General features: G+C 68.7%; 13 protein-coding genes and 1 pseudogene. 3 read left to right on the top strand and 11 right to left on the bottom strand.

Going from position 1 to position 20918, the window contains the following annotated elements:
* Positions 1 to 22 precede the first annotated feature (22 nt).
* The 9 genes and pseudogenes from H286_RS0108055 to H286_RS0108015 form a co-directional block, all read right to left on the bottom strand.
* The gene (locus tag H286_RS0108055) at positions 23 to 6127 is read right to left on the bottom strand and encodes an Ig-like domain-containing protein (protein ID WP_020097736.1); all 6105 of its coding nucleotides are present in this window, start codon (positions 6125 to 6127) and stop codon (positions 23 to 25) included.
* Positions 6128 to 6306: 179 nt separating this feature from the next.
* A pseudogene (locus tag H286_RS14525) lies at positions 6307 to 8602 on the bottom strand (ATP-binding cassette domain-containing protein).
* A 3-nt stretch (positions 8603 to 8605) separates the two neighbouring features.
* Complete coding sequence (locus tag H286_RS0108045; protein WP_020097733.1) at positions 8606 to 9046, bottom strand: cupin domain-containing protein; 441 nt, start codon at positions 9044 to 9046, stop codon at positions 8606 to 8608.
* A 45-nt stretch (positions 9047 to 9091) separates the two neighbouring features.
* Complete coding sequence (locus tag H286_RS0108040) at positions 9092 to 9733, bottom strand: hypothetical protein (protein WP_020097732.1); 642 nt, start codon at positions 9731 to 9733, stop codon at positions 9092 to 9094.
* Between the two features lie 5 nt (positions 9734 to 9738).
* Positions 9739 to 10224 carry a hypothetical protein gene (locus H286_RS0108035; RefSeq protein WP_020097731.1) on the bottom strand — a complete coding sequence of 162 codons (486 nt, stop codon included), beginning with the start codon at positions 10222 to 10224 and terminating at the stop codon, positions 9739 to 9741.
* Between the two features lie 77 nt (positions 10225 to 10301).
* Positions 10302 to 11885 carry a hypothetical protein gene (locus tag H286_RS0108030; protein ID WP_020097730.1) on the bottom strand — a complete coding sequence of 528 codons (1584 nt, stop codon included), beginning with the start codon at positions 11883 to 11885 and terminating at the stop codon, positions 10302 to 10304.
* Positions 11882 to 12157, bottom strand: a complete 276-nt coding sequence (locus tag H286_RS0108025; RefSeq protein WP_231370917.1) for a hypothetical protein — start codon at positions 12155 to 12157, stop codon at positions 11882 to 11884. The genes H286_RS0108030 and H286_RS0108025 overlap by 4 nt, the downstream gene beginning before the upstream one ends.
* 80 nt (positions 12158 to 12237) lie before the next feature.
* Positions 12238 to 12801 (bottom strand): DNA-3-methyladenine glycosylase I, encoded by a 564-nt coding sequence (locus tag H286_RS0108020; protein WP_036324347.1) that lies wholly within the window; start codon positions 12799 to 12801, stop codon positions 12238 to 12240.
* A 35-nt stretch (positions 12802 to 12836) separates the two neighbouring features.
* Positions 12837 to 14945 (bottom strand): acyl-CoA dehydrogenase family protein, encoded by a 2109-nt coding sequence (locus H286_RS0108015; RefSeq protein ID WP_020097728.1) that lies wholly within the window; start codon positions 14943 to 14945, stop codon positions 12837 to 12839.
* 235 nt (positions 14946 to 15180) lie between these two features.
* On the opposite strand from H286_RS0108015, the gene H286_RS0108010 reads away from it, so the two are divergent.
* Positions 15181 to 17319 carry an alpha-galactosidase gene (locus tag H286_RS0108010; protein ID WP_020097727.1) on the top strand — a complete coding sequence of 713 codons (2139 nt, stop codon included), beginning with the start codon at positions 15181 to 15183 and terminating at the stop codon, positions 17317 to 17319.
* 6 nt (positions 17320 to 17325) lie between these two features.
* On the opposite strand, the gene H286_RS0108005 is transcribed toward H286_RS0108010, so the two are convergent.
* A complete protein-coding gene (locus H286_RS0108005) occupies positions 17326 to 17694 on the bottom strand; it encodes a MerR family transcriptional regulator (RefSeq protein WP_020097726.1) in 369 nt (122 codons plus the stop codon).
* A gap of 128 nt (positions 17695 to 17822) precedes the next feature.
* On the opposite strand from H286_RS0108005, the gene H286_RS0108000 reads away from it, so the two are divergent.
* Both H286_RS0108000 and H286_RS0107995 read left to right on the top strand, forming a co-directional pair.
* The gene (locus H286_RS0108000) at positions 17823 to 19331 is read left to right on the top strand and encodes a SulP family inorganic anion transporter (protein ID WP_020097725.1); all 1509 of its coding nucleotides are present in this window, start codon (positions 17823 to 17825) and stop codon (positions 19329 to 19331) included.
* A gap of 82 nt (positions 19332 to 19413) precedes the next feature.
* Entirely contained in the window at positions 19414 to 20484 is a 1071-nt protein-coding gene (locus tag H286_RS0107995; RefSeq protein WP_020097724.1) for a Gfo/Idh/MocA family protein, read from the top strand.
* A 6-nt stretch (positions 20485 to 20490) separates the two neighbouring features.
* On the opposite strand, the gene H286_RS0107990 is transcribed toward H286_RS0107995, so the two are convergent.
* Positions 20491 to 20859: a VOC family protein gene (locus H286_RS0107990; protein ID WP_020097723.1), complete on the bottom strand. Its 369-nt coding sequence runs from the start codon at positions 20857 to 20859 to the stop codon at positions 20491 to 20493.
* Positions 20860 to 20918 lie beyond the last annotated feature (59 nt).

The raw sequence follows: 20918 nt of genomic DNA, 5'->3' as shown, positions 1-20918 counted from the left end.
GCTCTCGAAATCGTTGGTCACGTCATCCACGCGGCCAGGGTTGCTTCTCGGTGTCGACGGCCCCACCCCAGCCCTGTAGGTCGACCCAGACGTCGTACCCGTCGGCACCGAGCCAGCACTCGATCTGCTTCGAACCGTTAGAGGGGATGTCGTATGCGTAGAAGTTGTCGCTGACATTGCCGCCGCTGTACTTGCAGGCCACGGTGTACCGTCCCCCGTCGAAGTTCTCCGTGTTGACGACGAACTTGTAGCATCCGTTCACGCAGCCCGAGACATAATCGCCGCGCGTGACCCAGACGCGAGGCTTCGGCGGCGGCGGCGCGTCCTGAGTCGTAGCCGACGCCGTCGCGCTCGTGTCCCGACTCCCATCGGACCGGGCGACGACATTGATCTCGACCTTCTTGCTGTACCCGGGGTTGTACGAGCGCGACCCGTCGCCGGTCACCTGGAACGTCTCGTTGACTGCACCGCTGATGTTGACCGTGGCGGAGACGGGACGCCCATTCGCAGTCGGCAGGGACCAACTCACGTTGACGTTGGTAGCCCCGGCAGAGGCTGATGCTCCCGGGTTGCCGATCTGCCCGTACGGCGCGACCTGGTTGGATGCAGCCGACGCGGGTCCCTCGTAGGTCGTGCCGTCCGCGGTGGCCACAGCCCGAATCTGAACGGTGTATGTGCCGTTGTTGTTGACCACACCGTTGCCGATCGTGCCGGACGTTCCTGAACCGCCGCCCGCGACCCAATCGGCACGCCACCCGCCGCCGTTCACGTTGTACTGGTATTGGATCTCGTTCGCGGTGGCACCGTTCGACGCGGCCGGCTGCCATTGGACTGTGACCTGGTTGTCGCCCTCGCCCGCGGTGACACCAGACGGAGCACCCGGCGGCGTGAAGGCACGGCGCGGAGCCGACTGCGGGCTCATCTTGCCCCACCCAGCCTTGTTCTTCGCCCGGACGCTGTAGGTGTAGTTCGTCTCGGAAGTGTCGACGACGACCGCCTGGCTGGTCTGGCCGGCCGCGACGGAGATCTTCTGGATGACGCTGCCGCCGCGGATGACGCTCAGCTCGTAGCCCGCGATGGCGTCGCCGTTGTTGGCCGGTGCGTTCCACGAGACACGCATCTGCGCCCGGTTGCCGACCGGCTCGAGGCGGGCCACCGTTGGAGCGCCCGCTGCTGCGGGCGGCGCGGCCGGGATCTCTCCCGCGGACCACTGTGAGAAGTCCGACGGCTCGGGTGCGCGGTTATGCGCGCGAACCCGGACCTGGTATTCGGTACCGTTCTGCAGACCGTCCCACTTCAGCTTGTTCCCGGTCACGCCTGTCTTCTGTGCGACGCCCGAAGGCGGCGCGGGCGAGATCTCAAGCGTGTAGCTCTCGACCGGCGATCCCTCGGTGGCCGGCGTCTTCCACGTGACGTCGAGACTGCGGTCGCCGAACGCGAGCGCGGGAGGCGCAGGCTGGTCTGGACGGACGTCGGGACGCGCGGTCTCGGACGGAACCGACGGCTCGGACTCGCCGACGCTGTTGGTCGCTGTCACGACGAAGTTGTACTCGACGTTGTTCGTGAGCCCGTCGAGAGTGCACGTCGTGGACGGGCATTCCCTTGCGTACCCACCCGCTGTCGACGTGACCGTGTACCCCGAGATCCGACGGCCGTTGTCCACCGGCGGGGTCCAGCTGAGAACCACCGTCCGGCTTCGGACAGTCGTAACGGTGGGCTTGCCGGGTGCGTCCGGTCGCCCCTGGACGGTTATGCGGATGCGGCCGTCAACGCGTCGATCGGCATCGCCCGTCGCATCCTGCACGGTGTAGCGCACGACGACGTTGCCGACGAACTCCTTCGCCGTGGTCACGTTTACGTTGGGGCCAGACACGTTCACGCTCGTGACGTCACCCGTTTCGATCTGGGTCTTCACGATTTCGAGCGCTTTTTCCGGGAACGGATTGACGTCGTTGCGGAGCACGTTGACCGAGACGGTCTCACCCTGGTCTGCCTGTCGCACGACGTCGTCGTTGACCGAGGGGAGCTCGCGGGTAGACGCAGTGACCGTGACCTGAATGTTGGCCTCGACGGGCTCGGTCTCGCCGTCGGTGACGCGAACGGTCAGAGAGAACCGGGTCCCCTTCTTGACATCCGATTGCGCCGAGACCTGCAGCGTCTGCCCGTCGATCGATGCATTCACGCCCGAAGGTGCATCGGATGCGAGGGAGAACTTCAGTTTTTCCATGTCGCCCGGGTCGGGGTCCGACGTCAATTCCCGCAGACCGAGAGTCGTGGCATCTTCGCCGGGGGCGACAGAGATCGACGCGCCCGTCATCGTGGGCGGCTCGTTGTCGGGAGGCAACACCGTAATGGGGATGGTCAACGTCGCCTTGCGGCCGGTGTCATCATCGGGCCCGGAGCCGTCGGTGACCTCGAAGGTCAGTGCATCAGAGCCGAAGTAGCGCTCCGCAGAGGTGTAGGTGAGCGTCGACTCGTCCTTGACGAGGCTCGCCCCGTTGCTGTGTGCCGCCGAGACCTTCTCGGTCTCGGTGATCACGACGTTGCCGCTACCCGAAGCGCGTACGTACTTCGACAGGGGCAGGTCGATCGACTCGCCGCTCTTGACAGTCACGCCCTCGGTCGAGAGAAGGGTGGGCGGAAGATCAACGAGCGCCGGAACGTGGAAGAATGCTGCAGCGACCTGGTCGTCCTCGTCCTTGACGAGATACGTGATGAGCTGACGCTGATCGGTCACGGTCAAGCTGACGCGACCGCCTGATCCGACACGCGCATTTTCTCCGCCCTTGCCAAGCGACACCTCAAGGGCAGACCTTGTGCCGTCGGGGTCATCGTCGTTGGCGAGGACATCGACCGTCACGGTGCCGTCTTCCTTCACCTGGTCGGGGAGGACGCGATCGTCTCGCGCTATCGGACGGGCGAGAGGGACATCGGGGTCGACCGTGATCTGCACGGACGTCGTCGCGCGGAGCCCGCGCTCGTCGGCGATCGTGTAGACGACACTCGTCTGCATCGGGTTCTCAGGCGCGGTGATGAGCAACTGCTGTCCTGAGACCTTCGCGCTGAGCCCCGCGACGTCGGGGACCTCCACCGCGTTCTTGGCGAACGTGAACTTGTCACCGTCGGGGTCGGAGTCGTTCTTCAGCACGTCGACGGCGACCGTGCGCCCAGGCCGCATCGTGATCGTGTCGCGCACTGCGTACGGAGCCTGGTTGGTCGTCGGGGCCGGGGCGATGCCGATCTGAACGGATGCTGTCGCCTCCTTGCCGAGAGCGTCGCGTACCCGGTACTGGAACCGATCGACACCGACCGCATCTTCGAAAGCGGTGTAAGTGAAGGAGCCAGCCTCGATCGCAGACACCCGGCCCTTCTTCGGCGAGGATGCGAGACCCACGAGCTCGACGGAATCGCCGTCCGCGTCGATCCCGTTCAGGTCGACGGGAACCGTGACCGCCGACCCGCTGAGCGTGCGGACCGTCACGTCGCGCGGTCGCGGCGCGGCGTTCGACTTGTCGTCGCGGGGCAGGATCCGGATCGTGACGTAACCGGCGTCGCGTTGGCCGCTGGAGTCCTCGACCTCATACGTCGCGTTGACCGTCTTCGGCTCCGGCCCGGCGCGGAAGCGCAGCGTGTCCTCGGAGACGAAGAGGTCGCCGTCCGCATCGTCGACGAGCGGCGGCACGAGTTCGGGCGAGATCTGGATCTCGTCGTTGTTCGGGCTGTAGTCGTTGTCCATCACCGGAATGGTCACGACGTCGCCGGTACGTACGACGACCTCGTCGTCGACGGCGATGGGGGGACGGAGCTTCTCGGGCGCCGGCACCGGGATGACGATGATCTCGCCCTCGGCCGACTGCGATCCGTTCGAGATCGTGTACGTCAAGCGGACCTGCTTGTCGAGCGACGCCTGGTCGCTGACGCGGACGGTCTCATGCCCGAGCACGGCCGCGGCCACACCCGCGTCCTCATCGACGGCCACGGACTGAACGACCAGAACGCCGCCCGCCGGGTCGGTGTCGTTGCCCAGCACATTGACGAGCACGTCGCCGCCGGCCGGCAGGAGCGCGACGTCGCGGACGGCGATCGGTGCGACGTCGACATCCTCTTCGGGCAGGACGTCGATGCGCACGATGCCGGGGGCGGAGTTCGCGCCGGCCGACGCCAGGTAGGTCGCGTAGTAAGTCCCCGTCTTCGACGACTGGAACGTGAAGGACTTGTCGGGGTAGTCGCGGGTGACGGTGCCGCCCTCGACGTCGTCGACGCGGGTGAGGCGGAGCTGCTCGTTGCCGGTGCTCGTGTCGTTCGTCAGCGGCCGAACGGTGGCCGGCCGGTCAGGGCGCGTCACGACGTGGTCTGCGTTCGTGACCGGGAGGGTAGTTCCGAGGGGGCGGATGTCGTACCGTGCGATGCCTTGGGCGGATTCGCTGCCGTCGGATACCGCGATGGGCACGTCCTTGCGCCCCTGCGTGCCGCCGATCGCGCGGTAGGTGATCTGGCCGTCAGAGGTGAACTCGGCCTCGTCGCCGCCGTCGGGGGTGACAGATTGCAGGAAGATGTCGTCCCCGTCGGGGTCTACCCAATCAGTCAGCACGTTGTACGAGACCACGCCCCCCGTCTCCACGGTGATCGCGGTCTTGCGCTTCTGGACCGGCGGGGAGTTCTCGCTCAACGGCCGGACGGTGAGCGCGACGCGCGCCGAGTCCTTGCCGCCGCGACCGTCGGAGACCTCATAGGTGAACGAGGTGGTTCCGCTCGCGTCATCGGGCATGGCGATCTGCAGGGCGGTGCCGTCGTAGATCGGCGTCACCTTCCCGACCGACGGGGGCGTGACCACCTTCGCAACGAGGACGTCGCCGTCGGCGTCGAGGTCGTTCTCGAGGACCGGGAGGACCGTTGTGCGACCCGGACGGACGCCGTAGCGGTCGTTCTCGGCGACGGGAGCCGTGTTCTGCTCGGTGCGCTCGGGGAGGGTCGACTGGATGGTCTCCTCCGTCGTCTCCTCCTCTTCCTCGCCCTCGCCCTCGGGAGGCGTGATGTCCTCCCAGTTGTCGACCTGCTGCAGTGCGTCGCTCGCCATCCACGCCGATCCGCCGAAGATGTCGTTCAGGACGACGACGTCCCGGTTCACGCGGAACCGGAGCTGGCTGGACTTCTTGACGCCCTTGATGGTCTTCTGCACGTCGTCGCCGTCGCCCGTGCAGTCGCGCACGAAGGCGCCGGTGCCCGACCAGGCACCGTACGCGCAGCCCGCGACGTACACCGGCTGGGCCGGAGCACCGCCGCCGCTGCCGGCATCCTTCGTCACGAGGTCGCCGCCGCCCAGGGGAACGCGGACGAGCTGCGACGGCGTCGCGAGCGTCACGGTGTCGGTCGCGTTGGAGGGCTGCTGGAGAACCGCGTCGCCCGGCACTTCGGCCTGCAGGCCGTCGGTCGAGTAGAGCATCGAGGTGGTCTGGTCGAGGACCACGCTGACTCCGCCGACGGAGGTGATCGAGAGCTCGTCGTCCTTGTCGATGCCCTCCAGCTCGCGCTCGGCGGTCTGCACGTAGGTGCCCTCGGCGTTGGGGCCGTAGGCGAAGATCTTGCCGGACTTCGCCGAGACGGCGTAGACGACGCCGGCGGTGCTGACGGTCACCGCGGCGCCGCGACCGAGCTTCGCGATCGGATCGCCGGCTTCCTTGCCGACCGCGGCGATCGAGGTGAAGGGGGCGGCACGCAGGGCGCCGTCCTCGTCGATCGTCGCGACGGTGGGGCCGCCGAGCACCACGTTCGCGCCCGAGGGGATGTCGGCGCTGTCCGAGAGCACGACCCGTGACGGGTCGATCGCGGTGGCGGTGTTCTCTGCTTCGTCCGTGACGAGGACCCGGTTGCCGGCCTGCTGGATGTCGTAGTCCGCCGACAGCGTGCGAAGACCCCCGTCGAGCACGCGCGACTCGTTGTTGAAGTGTCCGACGAGCAAGCTCGTCTGCTTGGTGAGCCAGACACCGCCGTCGTTGAGCTCGACCTCGGTCGTCGGCTCACCGTCGTAGGTCAGGGCGAGGACGCTGACAGCGACAACCGCGGCCGTCACCGCACCGATCGAGGCGAACGTCTTGGGCCGAGAACGCAGCCAGGTGAACGACTTCATGAGTGTTCTGACTTCCCCCGAGGCAGTCATGCATGCAGAACCGTGGCGGCCGGTGAGAAGACCGACTGCCACGGCGTGTGGACGCCATAAAGACTAAGCGAGAGACGAATATCGGGCGAGCGCGTGACGTGGGGAGTTCTCCCCATCTATGCTCGTGGGTTCGGCCGTGCCGAGGCGGTTCAGACCGCGCCGACGTACCGTGCGAGGTGCTCTCCCGTCAGCGTCGACCGCTCCTTCACCAGTGCCGCCGGCGTCCCTTCGAACACGACCCGTCCGCCGTCCCGTCCCGCGCCCGGACCGAGGTCGATGAGGTGGTCGGCGTGCGCCATGACCGCCTGATGGTGCTCGATGACGATGACGGAGTTGCCGGCATCCACCAATCGGTCGAGAAGCGACAGCAGGTTGTCGACGTCGGCGAGGTGCAGACCCGTGGTCGGCTCGTCGAGGACATACACCGCCCCCTTCTTCGCCATGGCGATCGCGAGCTTCAGCCGCTGGCGCTCGCCTCCGGAGAGGGTGTTGAGCGCCTGACCGAGCGTGATGTAGCCGAGGCCGACGTCGACCATCCGGGCGAGCGTCGTCTTGGCCGACCCCGTCGTGAAGCCGTGGGCCTCCTCGGCCGACATCGCGAGGACCTCGGCGATGTTCTTGCCGTCGAGGGTGTACTCCAGGACGGCGTCGCTGAACCCGGAGCCGTCGCACACCTCGCAGCGCGTCTCGACGCTCTGGGTGTAGCCGAGGTTCGTGATGATCACGCCGAGCCCCTTGCACGCGGGGCAGGCGCCCTCGGAGTTCGCGCTGAACAGCGAGGCCTTCACGCCGTTGGCCTTGGCGAACGCGGTCCGGATCGCGTCGAGCACGCCGGTGTACGTCGCGGGGCTCGACCGGCGCGAACCCTTGATGGGCGATTGGTCGACGACGACGACGTCATCGAACGCGGGGACGTTCCCGTGGATGAGGGACGACTTGCCCGAGCCGGCGACACCCGTGACGACGGTCAGCACGCCGAGCGGGATGTCGACGTCGACGCCCGTGAGGTTGTGCTGGGTCGCACCGCAGATCGGCAGCGAGCCGGTCGCGGTGCGCGTGCTCGATTTCAGCGCCGCGCGGTGGTCGAGGTGCCGGCCCGTGAGCGTGTCCGAGGCGCGGAGACCCGCGACATCCCCCTTGTACATGATCTGCCCGCCGCGCGAGCCCGCCTGCGGTCCCAGGTCGACGACGTGGTCGGCGATCGCGATGACCTCGGGCTTGTGCTCGACGACGAGCACGGTGTTGCCCTTGTCGCGCAGCAGCAGGAGCAGGGCGTTCATCCGCTGGATGTCGTGCGGGTGAAGGCCCGCGGTGGGCTCGTCGAAGACATAGGTCACGTCGGTCAGCGCGGAACCGAGATGACGGATCATCTTCGTGCGCTGCGCCTCGCCGCCCGACAGCGTCCCCGACGAGCGGTCGAGCGACAGGTAGCCGAGGCCGATGTCGATGAACGAGGCGATGACCCGTTTGAGCGACGACAGCAGCGGACCGACCCGTCGGGTCGACGCTGTCGAGCCAGGCCGACAGATCGGTGATCTGCATCGCGGAGACCTCGGCGATGTGGACCCCACCGATCTTCGACGAGCGGGCGCCGGCGTTGAGACGGCTGCCGCCGCACTCCGGGCACGGCAGGAACTTGACCGCCCGATCGACGAACGCACGGACGTGCGGCTGCAGAGCCTCGCGATCCTTCTGCAGGAACGACTTCGTGATCTTCGGAACGAGACCCTCGTAGGTCATGTTCATGTTCTGGAGCTTCACCTTGGTGGGCTCCTTGTAGAGGAAGTCCGCGCGCTCCTGTGGCGAATACGACGCGATCGGTTTGGCGGCATCCAGGAACCCGGACTCGGTGAAGATGCGCACCATCCAGCCGTCCACGTTGTAGCCGGGCACGGTGATCGCGCCTTCCGACAGGGACTTCGAGCTGTCGAAGAGTTCGTCGAGGTCGACGTCGCTCACCTCGCCGAGCCCCTCGCAGCGCGGGCACATGCCACCGGTGACGGTGTCGGATCCCGGCGCGGAGGGGATGTTGAACGAGAAGGCCTGCGGCGATCCGATGTGCGGCTCGCCGAGGCGGCTGAAGAGCAGGCGGAGCATGGCGTAGGCGTCGGTCACGGTGCCGACCGTCGACCGCGCGTTGGCCCCCATGCGCTCCTGGTCGACGATGATCGCGGGACTGATGTTCTCGAGTCCGTCGACGTCGGGGCGGCTCAGCTGCGCCATGAACTGCTGCACGAAGGTCGGGTACGTCTCGTTGATGAGGCGCTGGGACTCGACGGCGATCGTGCCGAACACGAGCGAGGACTTGCCCGAGCCGCTCACCCCGGTGAACACCGTCAGGCGTCGCTTGGGGATCTCGACGTCGACGTCCTTGAGGTTGTTCTCACGCGCCCCGACGACGCGGATGACGTCGTGCGCGTCCGCGACGTGACGATCGGATGCCACGGCTCACGCCTCCGGCGCGGACCACGGCATCGGCCGCTCGGCCCGCGTCGAATCCGACGGCACCTCGGGGAGCTCCTCCCCGCCGGCGCGGATGCACAGCCAGCGGAGCTGACCGGGGCTCTCGGGGTGGGCGCGCCACGTGCGCCACACGCCCTGGCCGACCCGGACGACGGAGCCTGGACCGACCTCGACGAGGTCGTCGTCGAGTCCCATCTGACCCCGACCCTGGAGGAAGACGTAGAGCTCCTCGACCTCGGAGTGGGTGTGCCAGTAGCCGGCCTGCTCCCCCGGTTCGAGGGCGTTGGCGGTCAACCCGATGTACTGCATCGCCAGCTCGTGATCGACGACGCGTCGACCGTCACGCGAGCGCGCCGGCGCGAAGCCGCCGAAGTGGTCGCGCCACTGGTCGAGCCCGCCGATCTCGGTGATCTCGTACCCCGTCATGTCTGCCTCCCGGTCGCCGTCTCCACATGATCCCGGGAGCAGACCTCACGGGGCAAGACTCGGCGCGCCGGACTCGAACCTCGCGGCCGCGGCGATCGAGTCGAAAAGGTTCAGCATCGCGTCGTGCAGGTGGCCGAGCGGCGCCGCGAAGCTCGCGAGCACGACGCGCTTGGAGCCGGGGACGGCGAACCAGTAATCGACCTCGAGCCGCTGCACTGGCGTCTCGACGGGCGGCGCCTCGACGGGCGCGCCGTCGACCGTCTCGTCGACCCGCCGGTGGATCCGCAGCGCTCCCCCGTCGGGCGCCGGTACGCGAACGGCGGTGTCGATCCCCGCCACCTCCAGCGTCTGGAGGCTGCGATGAAGGGTGTCGAGCACGGCGGCCGACGCGGTGCCGATCGCGGGGGTCATGGACATCGCCGAGGGCGCGTGCACCGTAAGCGTCGCGGGCAACCGCACCCCCGGCGCGACCTCGAGGCAGAGGAAGACGCCCTGCGCATCCGACGCCCGGGCCGACCCGACCACAGTCCGGAGCTGATCGCGCAGCCGCCGACGGGCCGCGGCGGCATCGTCCGCGACTCCCACGACGTCGCGGACCGCGGCATCCACTCGGTCGAAGGATGCTTCTTCGTCTCGCGGATCGATCGCGAGCCAGGTCCCCGGCAGAGCGAAGGCCAGCCGTGCCATCACGCTCACTCCGTGCCGGCGAGCGCCCGCAGTTCGTCCGGCGAGACGAGCAGCTGACGCTTGCCGGCATCGGTCACACCGAGGGTGGTCGCGATCTCGGGCGCGAGGCCGATGACGTCGCGGTTCGCCTCACCGCGGGCCGTGTAGTCGCCTCGCTGGCCGTCGATGAACGTCAGCGCCACGGCATCCGCGTCGGCGACGGCATCATCGGCCGCCAGGACGGGGGCGGCGGCGCGCACGGCGTCGACGACTCCGGCATCCGAGGGGTCGTCGAGGAACAGCATCACCTGCACGCGGGTTACCCACGGTGCGTTCGGATGCGTCGTCCACACGAACGCACCGTTGACTCCCCCGACCGACGCGAGCTCGCTTTCGAGTCCCGCGGTGTCGGGGTCCGCGGATGCGGCGCATCCGGAGAGGCCGAGCGCTCCGGCGCAGAGCGTGATCGCCGCGACGGTGAACACGGTCAGGGGGCGGCGCTGACGGGGCATGCGAACCTCACGATCCTCGGGTGTACTCGGCGACGGTGAACACGGTCAGGGGGCGGCGCTGACGGGGCATGCGAACCTCACGATCCTCGGGTGTACTCGGCGACGTAGACCTCTTCGCTGCCCGAGTCTCCCGCACCCGCGAAGAAGATGTCGTCCCCGGGCCGTGGTTCGGGCAGATACCGCTCGGCGGCATCGCCGTACATCGTGGCATCGTGCATCGGCCAGCTGAGAGGCCGGTACGTCTGCCAGTCCTGGTCCAGCCGGACGTAGTCCTCGATGCCGAGCCCGAAGAACTCGAGCGTGTGCACCGGATCGATGCCGTTGTTGAACTGCGTCACACGGACGTCGGGAGGCATGTCGCTGTAGTGCTTGTCGATCGCCGAGCCTGCCGTCACGACGGACTCGACACGGTCCGACACCCGCGGATCCGTCGCCATCTCGCCCGCCATCATCCCGCCCAGCGACCACCCGGCGAACATGATCGGGGCGTCGCTCTGGAAGACACCGGCATCCGTCATCGCCTGCCAGGCCGCCTGCTCGTACTGCGTCTGCAGCTCGGGGAACATCGACAGCATCACGTCGGTGCGGAGGTCGTTGAGCGCTCCGTCGGTGTTGGAGGGCGACCACTGCTGTGTGCTCGGCAGCTGGACACGCCAGGCGACGATCTCGCCGGATCCGTCACGCACCGCGACGACCCGGATTTCGGTGTACTCCTCGCCGCCGGCACCGTCCTGCGCGGCCAGTTCGCCGAACAGGTCGCGGTAGTCGCGGGCTTCGAGGTCGTCGGACACCTCGAAGCGGTCCGTGCGCTGCACGACCGGTGACGCCATGAGCTCGCGGATCGCCATCGATATGAGGGATGCCGAGACGAGAGCGATGAGCAGGAGCAGGCCCGCGCCGCCCAGCGTCAGGTAGACGAAGCCGAGCACCAGCACGCCGACGAGGATCATCACCGTGACGACCGCGGCCGAGACGAGAGCGCTGACCAGCTCCGCCAGCTCGAAGACGATCGCCGCGAGCACCCCTTCGGCCCAGTCCCGGACGATGGCGAACACCTCGCCGACGCCCTCCCAGAACTGGTTCCAGTTGTCGCCGAACGAGTCGGCGCCCTCTTCGATCGCCGTGGATATCTGTTCGCCGGCGCGGTCGGCGGCGTCCCACAGTCGCCGCCGCGCCGAGTTGAGGGCCTGTCGTGCATCCTCGGCGCCCCCCATCGCGGTGCTGAGAGCCGAGCGCGCCTCCCCCAGGCGGTCCTCGATGGTGCTCGTCGACTCGCCCTTCGCGATGGCGAGCGTGAGCGCGTTCTCGAGGTCGTGGATCTCCGCCTCCTGCAGCGGGATCTGACTGAGGTGCGCGTCACCCTCCTCGATGGCCGCGCGCGCCACGCGCTGGATGTCCCCCAACTCCACCGCGTAGGTCACGAGCGCAGTCGATGTCCCCTGATATCGATCCTGCGCGCGTTGCAGTCCGGCGGCAGCCTCGCTCGAGGCAGTGCCCGCGGCATCCGTCGACAGACTGTGCTGCTGCTGCACGAGGTTTCGGAGCGCGAGTGCCGCCGAGGCGATCGCCTCGGCGGTCCGGCCCAGGTCCCGAGCCCGACCCTCGAGGTCGTCAGGACGGCCGTCGAAGAGGTCCTCGAACTCCACCGACAACGCGCTCACGGCTGGCGTCCCCCCTCTGCGTCGAGCTCCGTGAAGGAGTCGACGATCGCCGTGAGCAGATCGCGGACGGTGACGAGCTGGTCTTCGAGCTTTCCGCGGTTGTAGTCCCAGTTCGCCGCGAAGTCTCGGACCTTGCCCGCCAGCCGTGCCTCGCCGGTGAGGTCGGCGAGGTCCCCGCTCACCGCATCCGCCGACGAGAAGGTGTCGTATGCGGCGATCGCGCGGTCCCTGGCTGCGGCCAACTCCGCCAGGTCCAACTGCACGTCGCTCATCGTCACCCCCGATCGGCATCGACGCTACCGATTCGACGCGGAGTCGCCCATGGGGACTCCTCCCCACTTCTGCAACGTCGTCAGTCTGCGGCGCGGTGGCATCCGACGACGTGGTCGTCGACCATGCCCGAGGACTGCATGAGCGCGTACATCGTCGTGGAGCCGACGAATCGGAATCCCCTCTTGCGGAGGGCCTGGGACATCGCGTCGGACTCCGTCGTCGTTGCGGGGACCTCGGCGAATGAGGACGGCCGGCGATGGGATGCCGGGGCGAACGACCACATGAACGCGTCGAGCTCGCCGGGGGCCATCTCGGTGACGAGCCGCGCGTTGCCGATGGTGGCGAGGATCTTCGCCCGATTGCGGATGATGCCCGCGTCACCCATGAGCCGCTCGACGTCGGACTCGTCGAAGGCGGCCACGGTCGCGGGCTCGAAGCCGGCGAACACCTCGCGGAAGCGCGGGCGCTTGCGGAGGATCGTGATCCACGAGAGCCCCGCCTGGAACCCTTCGAGGCTCATCTTCTCGAAGAGAGCGCGATCGCCGCGCAGCGGGCGGCCCCACTCCTCGTCGTGGTATCTCCGATACTCGGCGTCGTCCCCGACCCAGCCGCAACGAAGGAGGCCGTCGGGCCCGAGTCGCATGTCCACGCGCTCAGGCTACCGACGGCCTCCGACGCTCACTTCTTCTTCTTGAGCGACTTCTCCGGGATAGGCGCCTCGCCGCGCGCCGCGAGGTCCGCGTAGTGCGCGCGGGCCTCGTCCTGACGCTGACGCTCGACGCCCGACGCGATGGGAGCCCGCACGTGCTCCGGGGCGAAGCCGAACGCATCGACGAGGTCCTGCGCGTGGGGCCGGAGCCGCGCGCACAGCCGATCGATGTACTTCGACACCGCCGCACCGCGCTGGGTCGACAGGCGCCCGTTGATCAGGTGCCACGCGAGGTGCTTCTCGATGAGGTGCAGACCGAAGAGGTCGCGCAGCCACGTGAGCACCTGGCGCGTGCTCTCGTTCTCGGTGCCCTTCACGGCATCCGAGAACGCCTCCCACTGCAGCAGTTCGCCGTGCGCCCGCGCCGCTTCGATGAGCTCGGCCTGGTGCTGGTTGAACAGCGCGGCAGCTTTGTCGGAGGGCAGCTTGGATGCCGGGCGCAGCGCACCCGCGATGTCGGCGACCATCTGCTCGACGCGTCCGGCGAGCAGCTCGTGCTGCTGTTCGGCGCGCAGACCGAGCTCGACCGAGCGGGCGGTCGACCCGAAGTCGGCGACAGTCTGACCGAGCCTCCGCAGGCCCGCACCGTGGAAGATGTTGCCCGCCGTCTGGCCGACCGCGAACTTGGCGAGGGTGGCGGCATCCGCCCCCTTGAACTGCTTCGCGAAGTCGGCGAGCAGACGCTTGCCGACGAGCTGCAGGAGGACGTTGTTGTCGCCCTCGAAGGTCACGTAGACGTCGAGGTCCGAGCGGAGTCCGACGAGGCGGTTCTCGGCCATGAAGCCCGACCCGCCGCAGGCCTCGCGGGCCTCCTGGATCGTGTTCAGGGCGTTCCACGTGCTGAGGGGCTTGAGAGCGGCGGCGAGGGTCTCGAGGTTCTCCCGCTCGGCCGGGGTGTCGACTCTGCCGCTGAAGACGCCGTCGAAGGTGCGGAGCAGCTCGTCGTGCGCGAAGTATTGCGCGTAGTTCTGGGCGAGAAGGGGCAGGAGGCGCCGCTGGTGCTTGCCGTAGTCGAGCAGCACGACCTCGTCGGTGCCCGCGCCCGAGTCGAACTGGCGGCGCTGGTTGGCGTACGTCAGCGCGATGTGCAGGGCGAGCGAGGACGCGATCGTGGCCGAGCCGTCGAGCGAGACACGGCCCTGCACGAGGGCGCCGAGCATCGTGAAGAAGCGGCGTCCGGTGCTCTCGATCGGGCTCGAGTAGGTGCCGTCGGGAGCGACGTCGCCGTAGCGGTTGAGCAGGTTCGTCCGGGGAACACGCACGTGATCGAAGGCGAGGCGGCCGTTGTCGATGCCGTTCAGCCCGCCCTTGACGCCGTCGTCCTCGCTCTGCACGCCGGGGAGCAGCTCGCCGTCGGTCGTGCGGATCGGGACGAAGAAGCAGTGCACGCCGTGGTTCACGCCCTTCGTGATGAGCTGAGCGAACACGGTCGCGGCCTGGCCGTAGACGGCGGCGTTGCCGAGGTAGTCCTTCCACGCCGCGCGGAACGGGGTGTGGATGACGAACTCTTCGGTCTCGGGGTCGTACGTGGCCGTCGTGCCGATCGCCGCGACATCCGACCCGTGGCCGATCTCGGTCATGGCGAAGGCGCCGGGGAGCTTGGCGTCGCGGATGTCGGGGATCCACCTGTCGTGGTGCTCCTTGGTGCCCAGCTGCAGGACGGCCGAGCCGAACAGGCCCCACTGCACACCCGCCTTGATCTGCATGCTCGGGTCGGCGACGACGAGCTCCTCGAAGCCGGCGAGGTTGGCACCGTTGTCCTCGTCGCCGCCGTACTCCTTCGGGAGCGCACGCGTGGACCCGCTGTTCTTCGCCAGCAACCTGACCTGACCCATGACGCGCTCGCGATGCTCGGCGACGCTCTGGCCGTCGACGCGCCAGTAGGCGGGGTCCTTGAGGAGCTCGCGGACGGTCAGGCGGGTCTCGCCCCAGGTGCCACGGAGCATCGCGCCCACGGCGTCGATGTCGATGCGGGGCTCGTGCGCCTCGTCGGCGCTGTGCGGCGCGGTCGGAGCGCCTCCGGCGGGGGTGCGCTTGTCGGCGGCGGGAGTGGAGGAGCGGACGACGGTGTCGGTCATCACTGGCCTTTCTGAGGACGCCCGGTCGGGGCGACGGGACAGGGAAGTTCGACATTCACGGTAGGAGTCCTCCAACTGTTCACCAACTGGGTTGTGGGAGAAAGACAAGCGCGACCGCCGACGTGGTCCGTGCGCCTTGTGCTGCGCCTACACCCGGGGCATTCCGGGCCGTTCAGACGGGCGGATGACGTGCGGTGTGTGCACGTTCACGGATGCCGCCTGCCAGGATTGAGCAATGCCCGTTCTTCCCTCCGACGCGAACGTCGTCCACCTCCGTTCCGGCGGCACCAGCGTCGTCGTCGACCTGCAGCCCGACACCGCCCCGGCCATCGCCCACTGGGGCGCGGATCTCGGCGATGCGCCGCACGAGACGCTCGTCTCGCTCGCGACCGCCTCGCGTCTGCAGCGGGTCTCGGGCGGGCTCGACCGCACGGTGCGCCTCGGCGTGGTCGGAACCGCGGCATCCGGCTGGGCGGGAACGCCGACCCTGGAGGGTCACCGCGACGGCGAGGACGTCGGCGCCCTCTTCGCGCTGACCGACCTGAGGGCGACCGAGGACACCCTCGAGCTGCACTTCACGGACAGCGAGATGCAGCTGTCGGCCCGGTACGAGCTGCGGGTCACGGCATCCGGTCTCGTGCGGGCCCGGACGACGGTCCGCAACGACGGTGCGGGTGTCTACACGGTGCAGGCCCTGCACACGACGCTGCCGCTGCCGTGGGACGCGACCGAGATCCTCGACACGACGGGGCGCCACCTGCGGGAGCGCTCGGCGCAACGCCATGAGCTCACGTTCGGCACGCACGTGAGGGAGTCGCGTCGCGGCCGTCCGGGGGCGGACTTCACCCTGCTGTTGGCCGCCGGGACGCCCGGGTTCGGGTTCGAGCGCGGCACCGTGCACGGCGCGCACCTCGCCTGGAGCGGCAACTCCCGGATCTTCGCGGAGCGGATGCCGACGGGCGAGTCCTTCCTCGCGGCGGGCGAGCTCTACCTGCCCGGCGAGATCCGTCTCGCGCAGGGCGAGGAGATCTCCTCGCCCGAACTGCTCGGCTCCTGGGGAAACGGCCTCGACGAGCTCGCGGTGCGATTCCACGAAGAGTGGCGAGCACGCCCTCAGCACCCGACCCGCCCCCGGCCGATCACCCTCAACACGTGGGAGGCGGTCTACTTCGACCACCGCCTGCCCAAGCTCATCGCCCTCGCCGATGCGGCGGCCGAGATCGGCGTGGAGCGCTACGTCCTCGACGACGGCTGGTTCCGTCACCGCCGCGACGACACCGCGGGCCTCGGCGACTGGTACGTCGACGACACCGTCTGGCCCGACGGCCTGCATCCCATCGCCGACCACGTCGTCGCGAAGGGGATGGAGTTCGGCCTCTGGTTCGAGCCCGAGATGGTCAACCCCGACAGCGACCTCGCCCGTTCGCACCCCGACTGGATCCTCCGCGGGCGCACCGACCTACCGCCGTCCGCGCGTCAGCAGCAGGTGCTGAACCTCGCGCACCCCGAGGCGTACGCGTACATCCGCCAGGTCATCTCCGACATTCTCGCCGCGTACCCGATCTCGTACGTCAAGTGGGACCACAACCGCGACCTCGTCGACGCCGCCGCCGGCCCCGGCGGTGCGGCCCGCGTCCATGCGCAGACCCTCGCCGTCTACCGCCTGATCGACGAACTCAAGGCCGCCCACCCCGGCCTCGAGATCGAGAGCTGCGCCTCGGGCGGCGCGCGCGTCGACCTCGGCATCCTCGACCGCACCGACCGCATCTGGACGAGCGACTGCCTCGACCCCGTCGAGCGCCTCGAGAACCAGCGCTACACCGCGCTCGTCGTCCCGCCAGAGATGATGGGCATGCACCTCACCACCCCGCACGTGCACTCCACCGGCCGCACCGTATCGCTCAGCCTCAGCGGCGCCGTGGCTCTGTTCGGCCACTTCGGCATCGAATGGGACGTCACGACCCTGTCCGAGACGGATGCCGCGACCGTCGGCGCGTGGGTCGCCCTGGCCAAGCGGGTGCGCCCCCTCGTCGCCACGGGCCGCCTGGTGAACGCGGACGTCGCCGACCCCGGACTCGACGTCCGCGGGGTCGTCGCGGAGGACGCGGCATCCGCCTTCTTCACGATCACACAGACGCAGACGCTCATCTCGTCGCCGGCGGGCCGCGTGCGACTGCCGGGACTCGACGCGGATCGCGTCTACCGGGTGCAGCTCGTCACCCCCGGCGGGATCGTCGAGACCCCCGCGCAGTCGCCGCTCGAGTGGGCGCACGGCGACACCGTGCTGACCGGTCGTCAGCTCGCCGTCGTCGGCCTGCGTCCGCCCGTGCAGAATCCTCAGCAGTCGGTCGTCGTCGAGGTCACCGCGGTCTGAGACCCGTCAGATCCGTTCGAGCTGGTCGAGGAACTCGTCGGCCATCTCGACCTGACGGCGCAGCTTCTCGCGCCGGGCCGCGGCCTCGGCGCGGACGCCGTCGAGACGGGCACGGATCTGCGGGTCGTCGGCGTCGCCCGCCATCGCGTCGACGACCTCGAGGAGTTCCCGCATCTCGTCGAGGGTGAAGCCGAGCGGCTTCATGCGACGGATGAGCAGGATGCGGGCGACGTCGCCCTCCGTGTAGAGACGGAAGCCGCCGTCGGTCCGCGCGGACGGGGTGACCAGGCCGATCTCGTCGTAGTGGCGGAGGGTGCGGAACGAGAGCTCGGTCCGCTCGGCGACCTCGCCGATGCGCATTGTGTCGTCGGTCATCCGGTTCCCTCCGAGTGGACAGCAAACCTCACGTTACGTTAGGTTTGGTCGTGCGCGATCTTCGCGCCCTCCATTCTCCCGCGCCGCCATCGGCCTGCGCACACCCCTCCCTCCCCGACGGAGTCATCATGACCACCACCACTCCCGTGCGCCCGCGCATCGAACCGACGGTGCTGCAGGCCCTCCGCAGCCCGCGCCTGCTGACCCGAGAGGTCCTCGCCGGACTCGTCGTCGCGCTCGCCCTCATCCCCGAGGCGATCGCGTTCTCGATCATCGCGGGCGTCGACCCCCGGGTCGGGCTCTTCTCGTCGTTCATCATGGCCGTCGCGATCGCGTTCCTCGGCGGTCGCCCCGCGATGATCACCGCGGCGACCGGCGCCGTCGCGCTCGTCATCGCGCCCGTCGTCCGCGAGTACGGGATGGACTACTTCATCGCGACCGTCGTCCTCGGCGGCGTCATCCAGATCGTCCTCGGGCTCGTGGGCGTCGCGAAGCTCATGCGCTTCATCCCCCGCAGCGTCATGGTCGGCTTCGTCAACGCGCTCGCGATCCTGATCTTCCTCGCCCAGCTGCCGCAGCTGTTCGGCGACGGCATCCCCTGGCTCGTCTGGCCGCTGCTCGCCGTCGGCCTGGCCATCCTCTACGCGATGCCGCGGCTCACCAAAGCCGTGCCCGCTCCCCTGGTCGCGATCGTGCTGCTGACCGCGGCCGTCGTCGTCTTCGCGTGGAACGTCCCGACCGTCGGCGACCAGGGCGAGCTCCCCGAGAGCCTGCCGTCCCTGTTCATCCCGAACGTGCCGCTCACGCTCGAGACGCTGCAGATCATCGGCCCGTTCGCGCTCGCGATGGCCGTCGTCGGACTGCTCGAGTCGCTCATGACCGCCAAGCTCGTCGACGACATCACCGACACGCACTCCTCGAAGACCCGCGAATCGCTGGGTCAGGGCGCCGCGAACATCCTGTCGGGCGCCTTCGGCGGCATGGGCGGCTGCGCGATGATCGGTCAGACGATGATCAACGTGAAGGCCTCAGCGGCTCGCACGCGCATCTCGACGTTCCTCGCCGGCCTGTTCCTGCTCATCCTCGTGCTCGCACTCGGCGACGTCGTGGCGATCATCCCGATGGCCGCCCTCGTCGCGGTCATGATCATGGTCTGCATCGGCACGTTCGACTGGCACAGCATCCGCCCCGCGACGCTCCGCCGGATGCCCAAGAGCGAGACCGCCGTCATGCTCATCACGGTCGTCGCGACCGTCTGGACCCACAACCTCGCGATCGGCGTCGTCCTCGGCGTGATCGCAGCGATGATCATGTTCGCCCGTCGGGTCGCGCACTTCGTGACCGTCACGCGAACGGTGGATGCCGCGGCATCCACCGCGCACTACGCGGTCGACGGCGAGCTGTTCTTCGCTTCGAGCAACGATCTGACGACGCAGTTCTCGTACCCGGACGACCCGGCGAACGTCGTGATCGACATGTCCCGCTCGCACGTGTGGGACGCCTCGACCGTCGCCGCTCTCGACGCCATCGTGAACAAGTACGAGCGGATGGGAACGGCGGTGACGATCGTCGGGTTGAACGACACGGCATCCGCCTTCCACGGCCGGCTGACCGGCAAGCTCGGCTCCGGCGAGTGAGGCACCGGGGTTGACCCCTGTGCGGCATACCTGAAGGATGCCGGGGGCGCCCCGCTTCGGAGCGTCACGACGAAGGGGTCCCATGGCAGAGCCGACACGATTCGCGATCATCGGCACGGGGTGGCGTTCGGAGTTCTTCCTTCGCATCGCCGCGGCGACACCCGAACGGCTGCAGGCGGTGGGCGTGCTCGCCCGGTCCGATGCCTCGGCTGCCCGAGTCGCCGGGTGGGACGTGCCGGTGCATCGATCGCTCGACGACCTGCTCGCGGCGCGACCAGACTTCGTGATCGCGTCCGTGAGCTGGCCGGCGATGCCGGGGGTCGTCACCGAACTCGTGGAGCGTGGAGTGCGCGTGCTCGCCGAGACGCCGCCGGCGCCCGATGCCGACGGCCTGCGGAAGCTGTGGCACGACGTCGGGGCGAGCCGGCTCGTGCAGGTGGCGGAGCAGTACATGCTCATGCCGGGGCACGCCGCCCGCCTCGAGTTGGTGCGCTCGGGGGCGCTCGGAACCATCGGCGGGGTGCAGGTCTCGTCGACGCATCTGTACCACGCGACCTCGATGATCCGGACGTTCCTGGATGCCGGCATGGCCGAGGCGACGGTGTCGGCCCGGACGTTCACCGCACCACTCGTCGATCCACTGACGCCGGCCGGATGGTCGGACGACGTCTCGCCGAAGGATCGGACGACGACGATTGCGACACTCGACTTCGGCGATGGTCGGATGGGCCTGTACGACTTCGTCGACAACCAGTGGTGGAACCCGATCCTGTCGCGGCGCATCGTCCTCCGCGGCTCGCACGGCGAACTCACCGACGACACCGTGCGCCGGTTCGAGGGCACCGAGGTGATCACCTCGCCGATCACCTACCGCCGGACGGGTGTCGACCTGAACCTCGAAGGCAACGACGTCGTGTCCGCCGCCTTCGAGGGGCGGATCGTCTACCGCAACCCGTGGGTCGGAACACGCCTGTCGGAGGACGACATCGCCGTCGCGTCGTTGCTCGAGCTCACCAGGCAATGGGCCTGCGGCGACGGCGCGGAGCCCTATCCGCTGGCCGACGCCTGCCAGGATCACCTGCTGGGTCTCGCGATCGGCGAGTCGGCGCGGACGGGCGCCGATGTGCGGGTCGCCCCTGACGTGTGGAGCTGATGGGGTTCAGGCCTTGTCGTGCAGGGTGATCCGGTAGCCGTCCGGGTCGGCGAACGTGAACGTCCGGCCGAACGGACCGTCGATGGGCACTGCGACGATCTCGTGGCCGTCTGCGGCGAGCGCGTCATGGACGTCCTGAACGTCGGTCGCGCGCAGCCAGATCGCAGCTCCCATTCCGGGGTGGGCGGCCGAGGCGAGGTCGGTGCCGGGCACGATGTCGCGGAGCGCGAAGGCGATCGGCGCGGTGTCGAACACGACGGCGTGCGGAGGGCCGGCGGGCGAGCGGACGAGGCCGAGATAGTGCTCGTAGAACCGCTGCGAGGCGTCGAGGTCGCTGACCTGCAGGGAGATGAAGTCGGGTCCGATGGCGGGCATGAGGCATCCTTTCGTATGTCAGTTATCTGACACGGATGAGTGTATGTCAGAATACTGAC

The sequence above is a fragment of the Microbacterium sp. 11MF genome (genome assembly GCF_000383475.1).
Classification (GTDB): Bacteria; Actinomycetota; Actinomycetes; order Actinomycetales; family Microbacteriaceae; genus Microbacterium; species Microbacterium aquilitoris.
The sequence above is the reverse complement of the archived record's forward strand: the minus strand, read 5'-3'. Positions and strand labels throughout refer to the sequence as shown.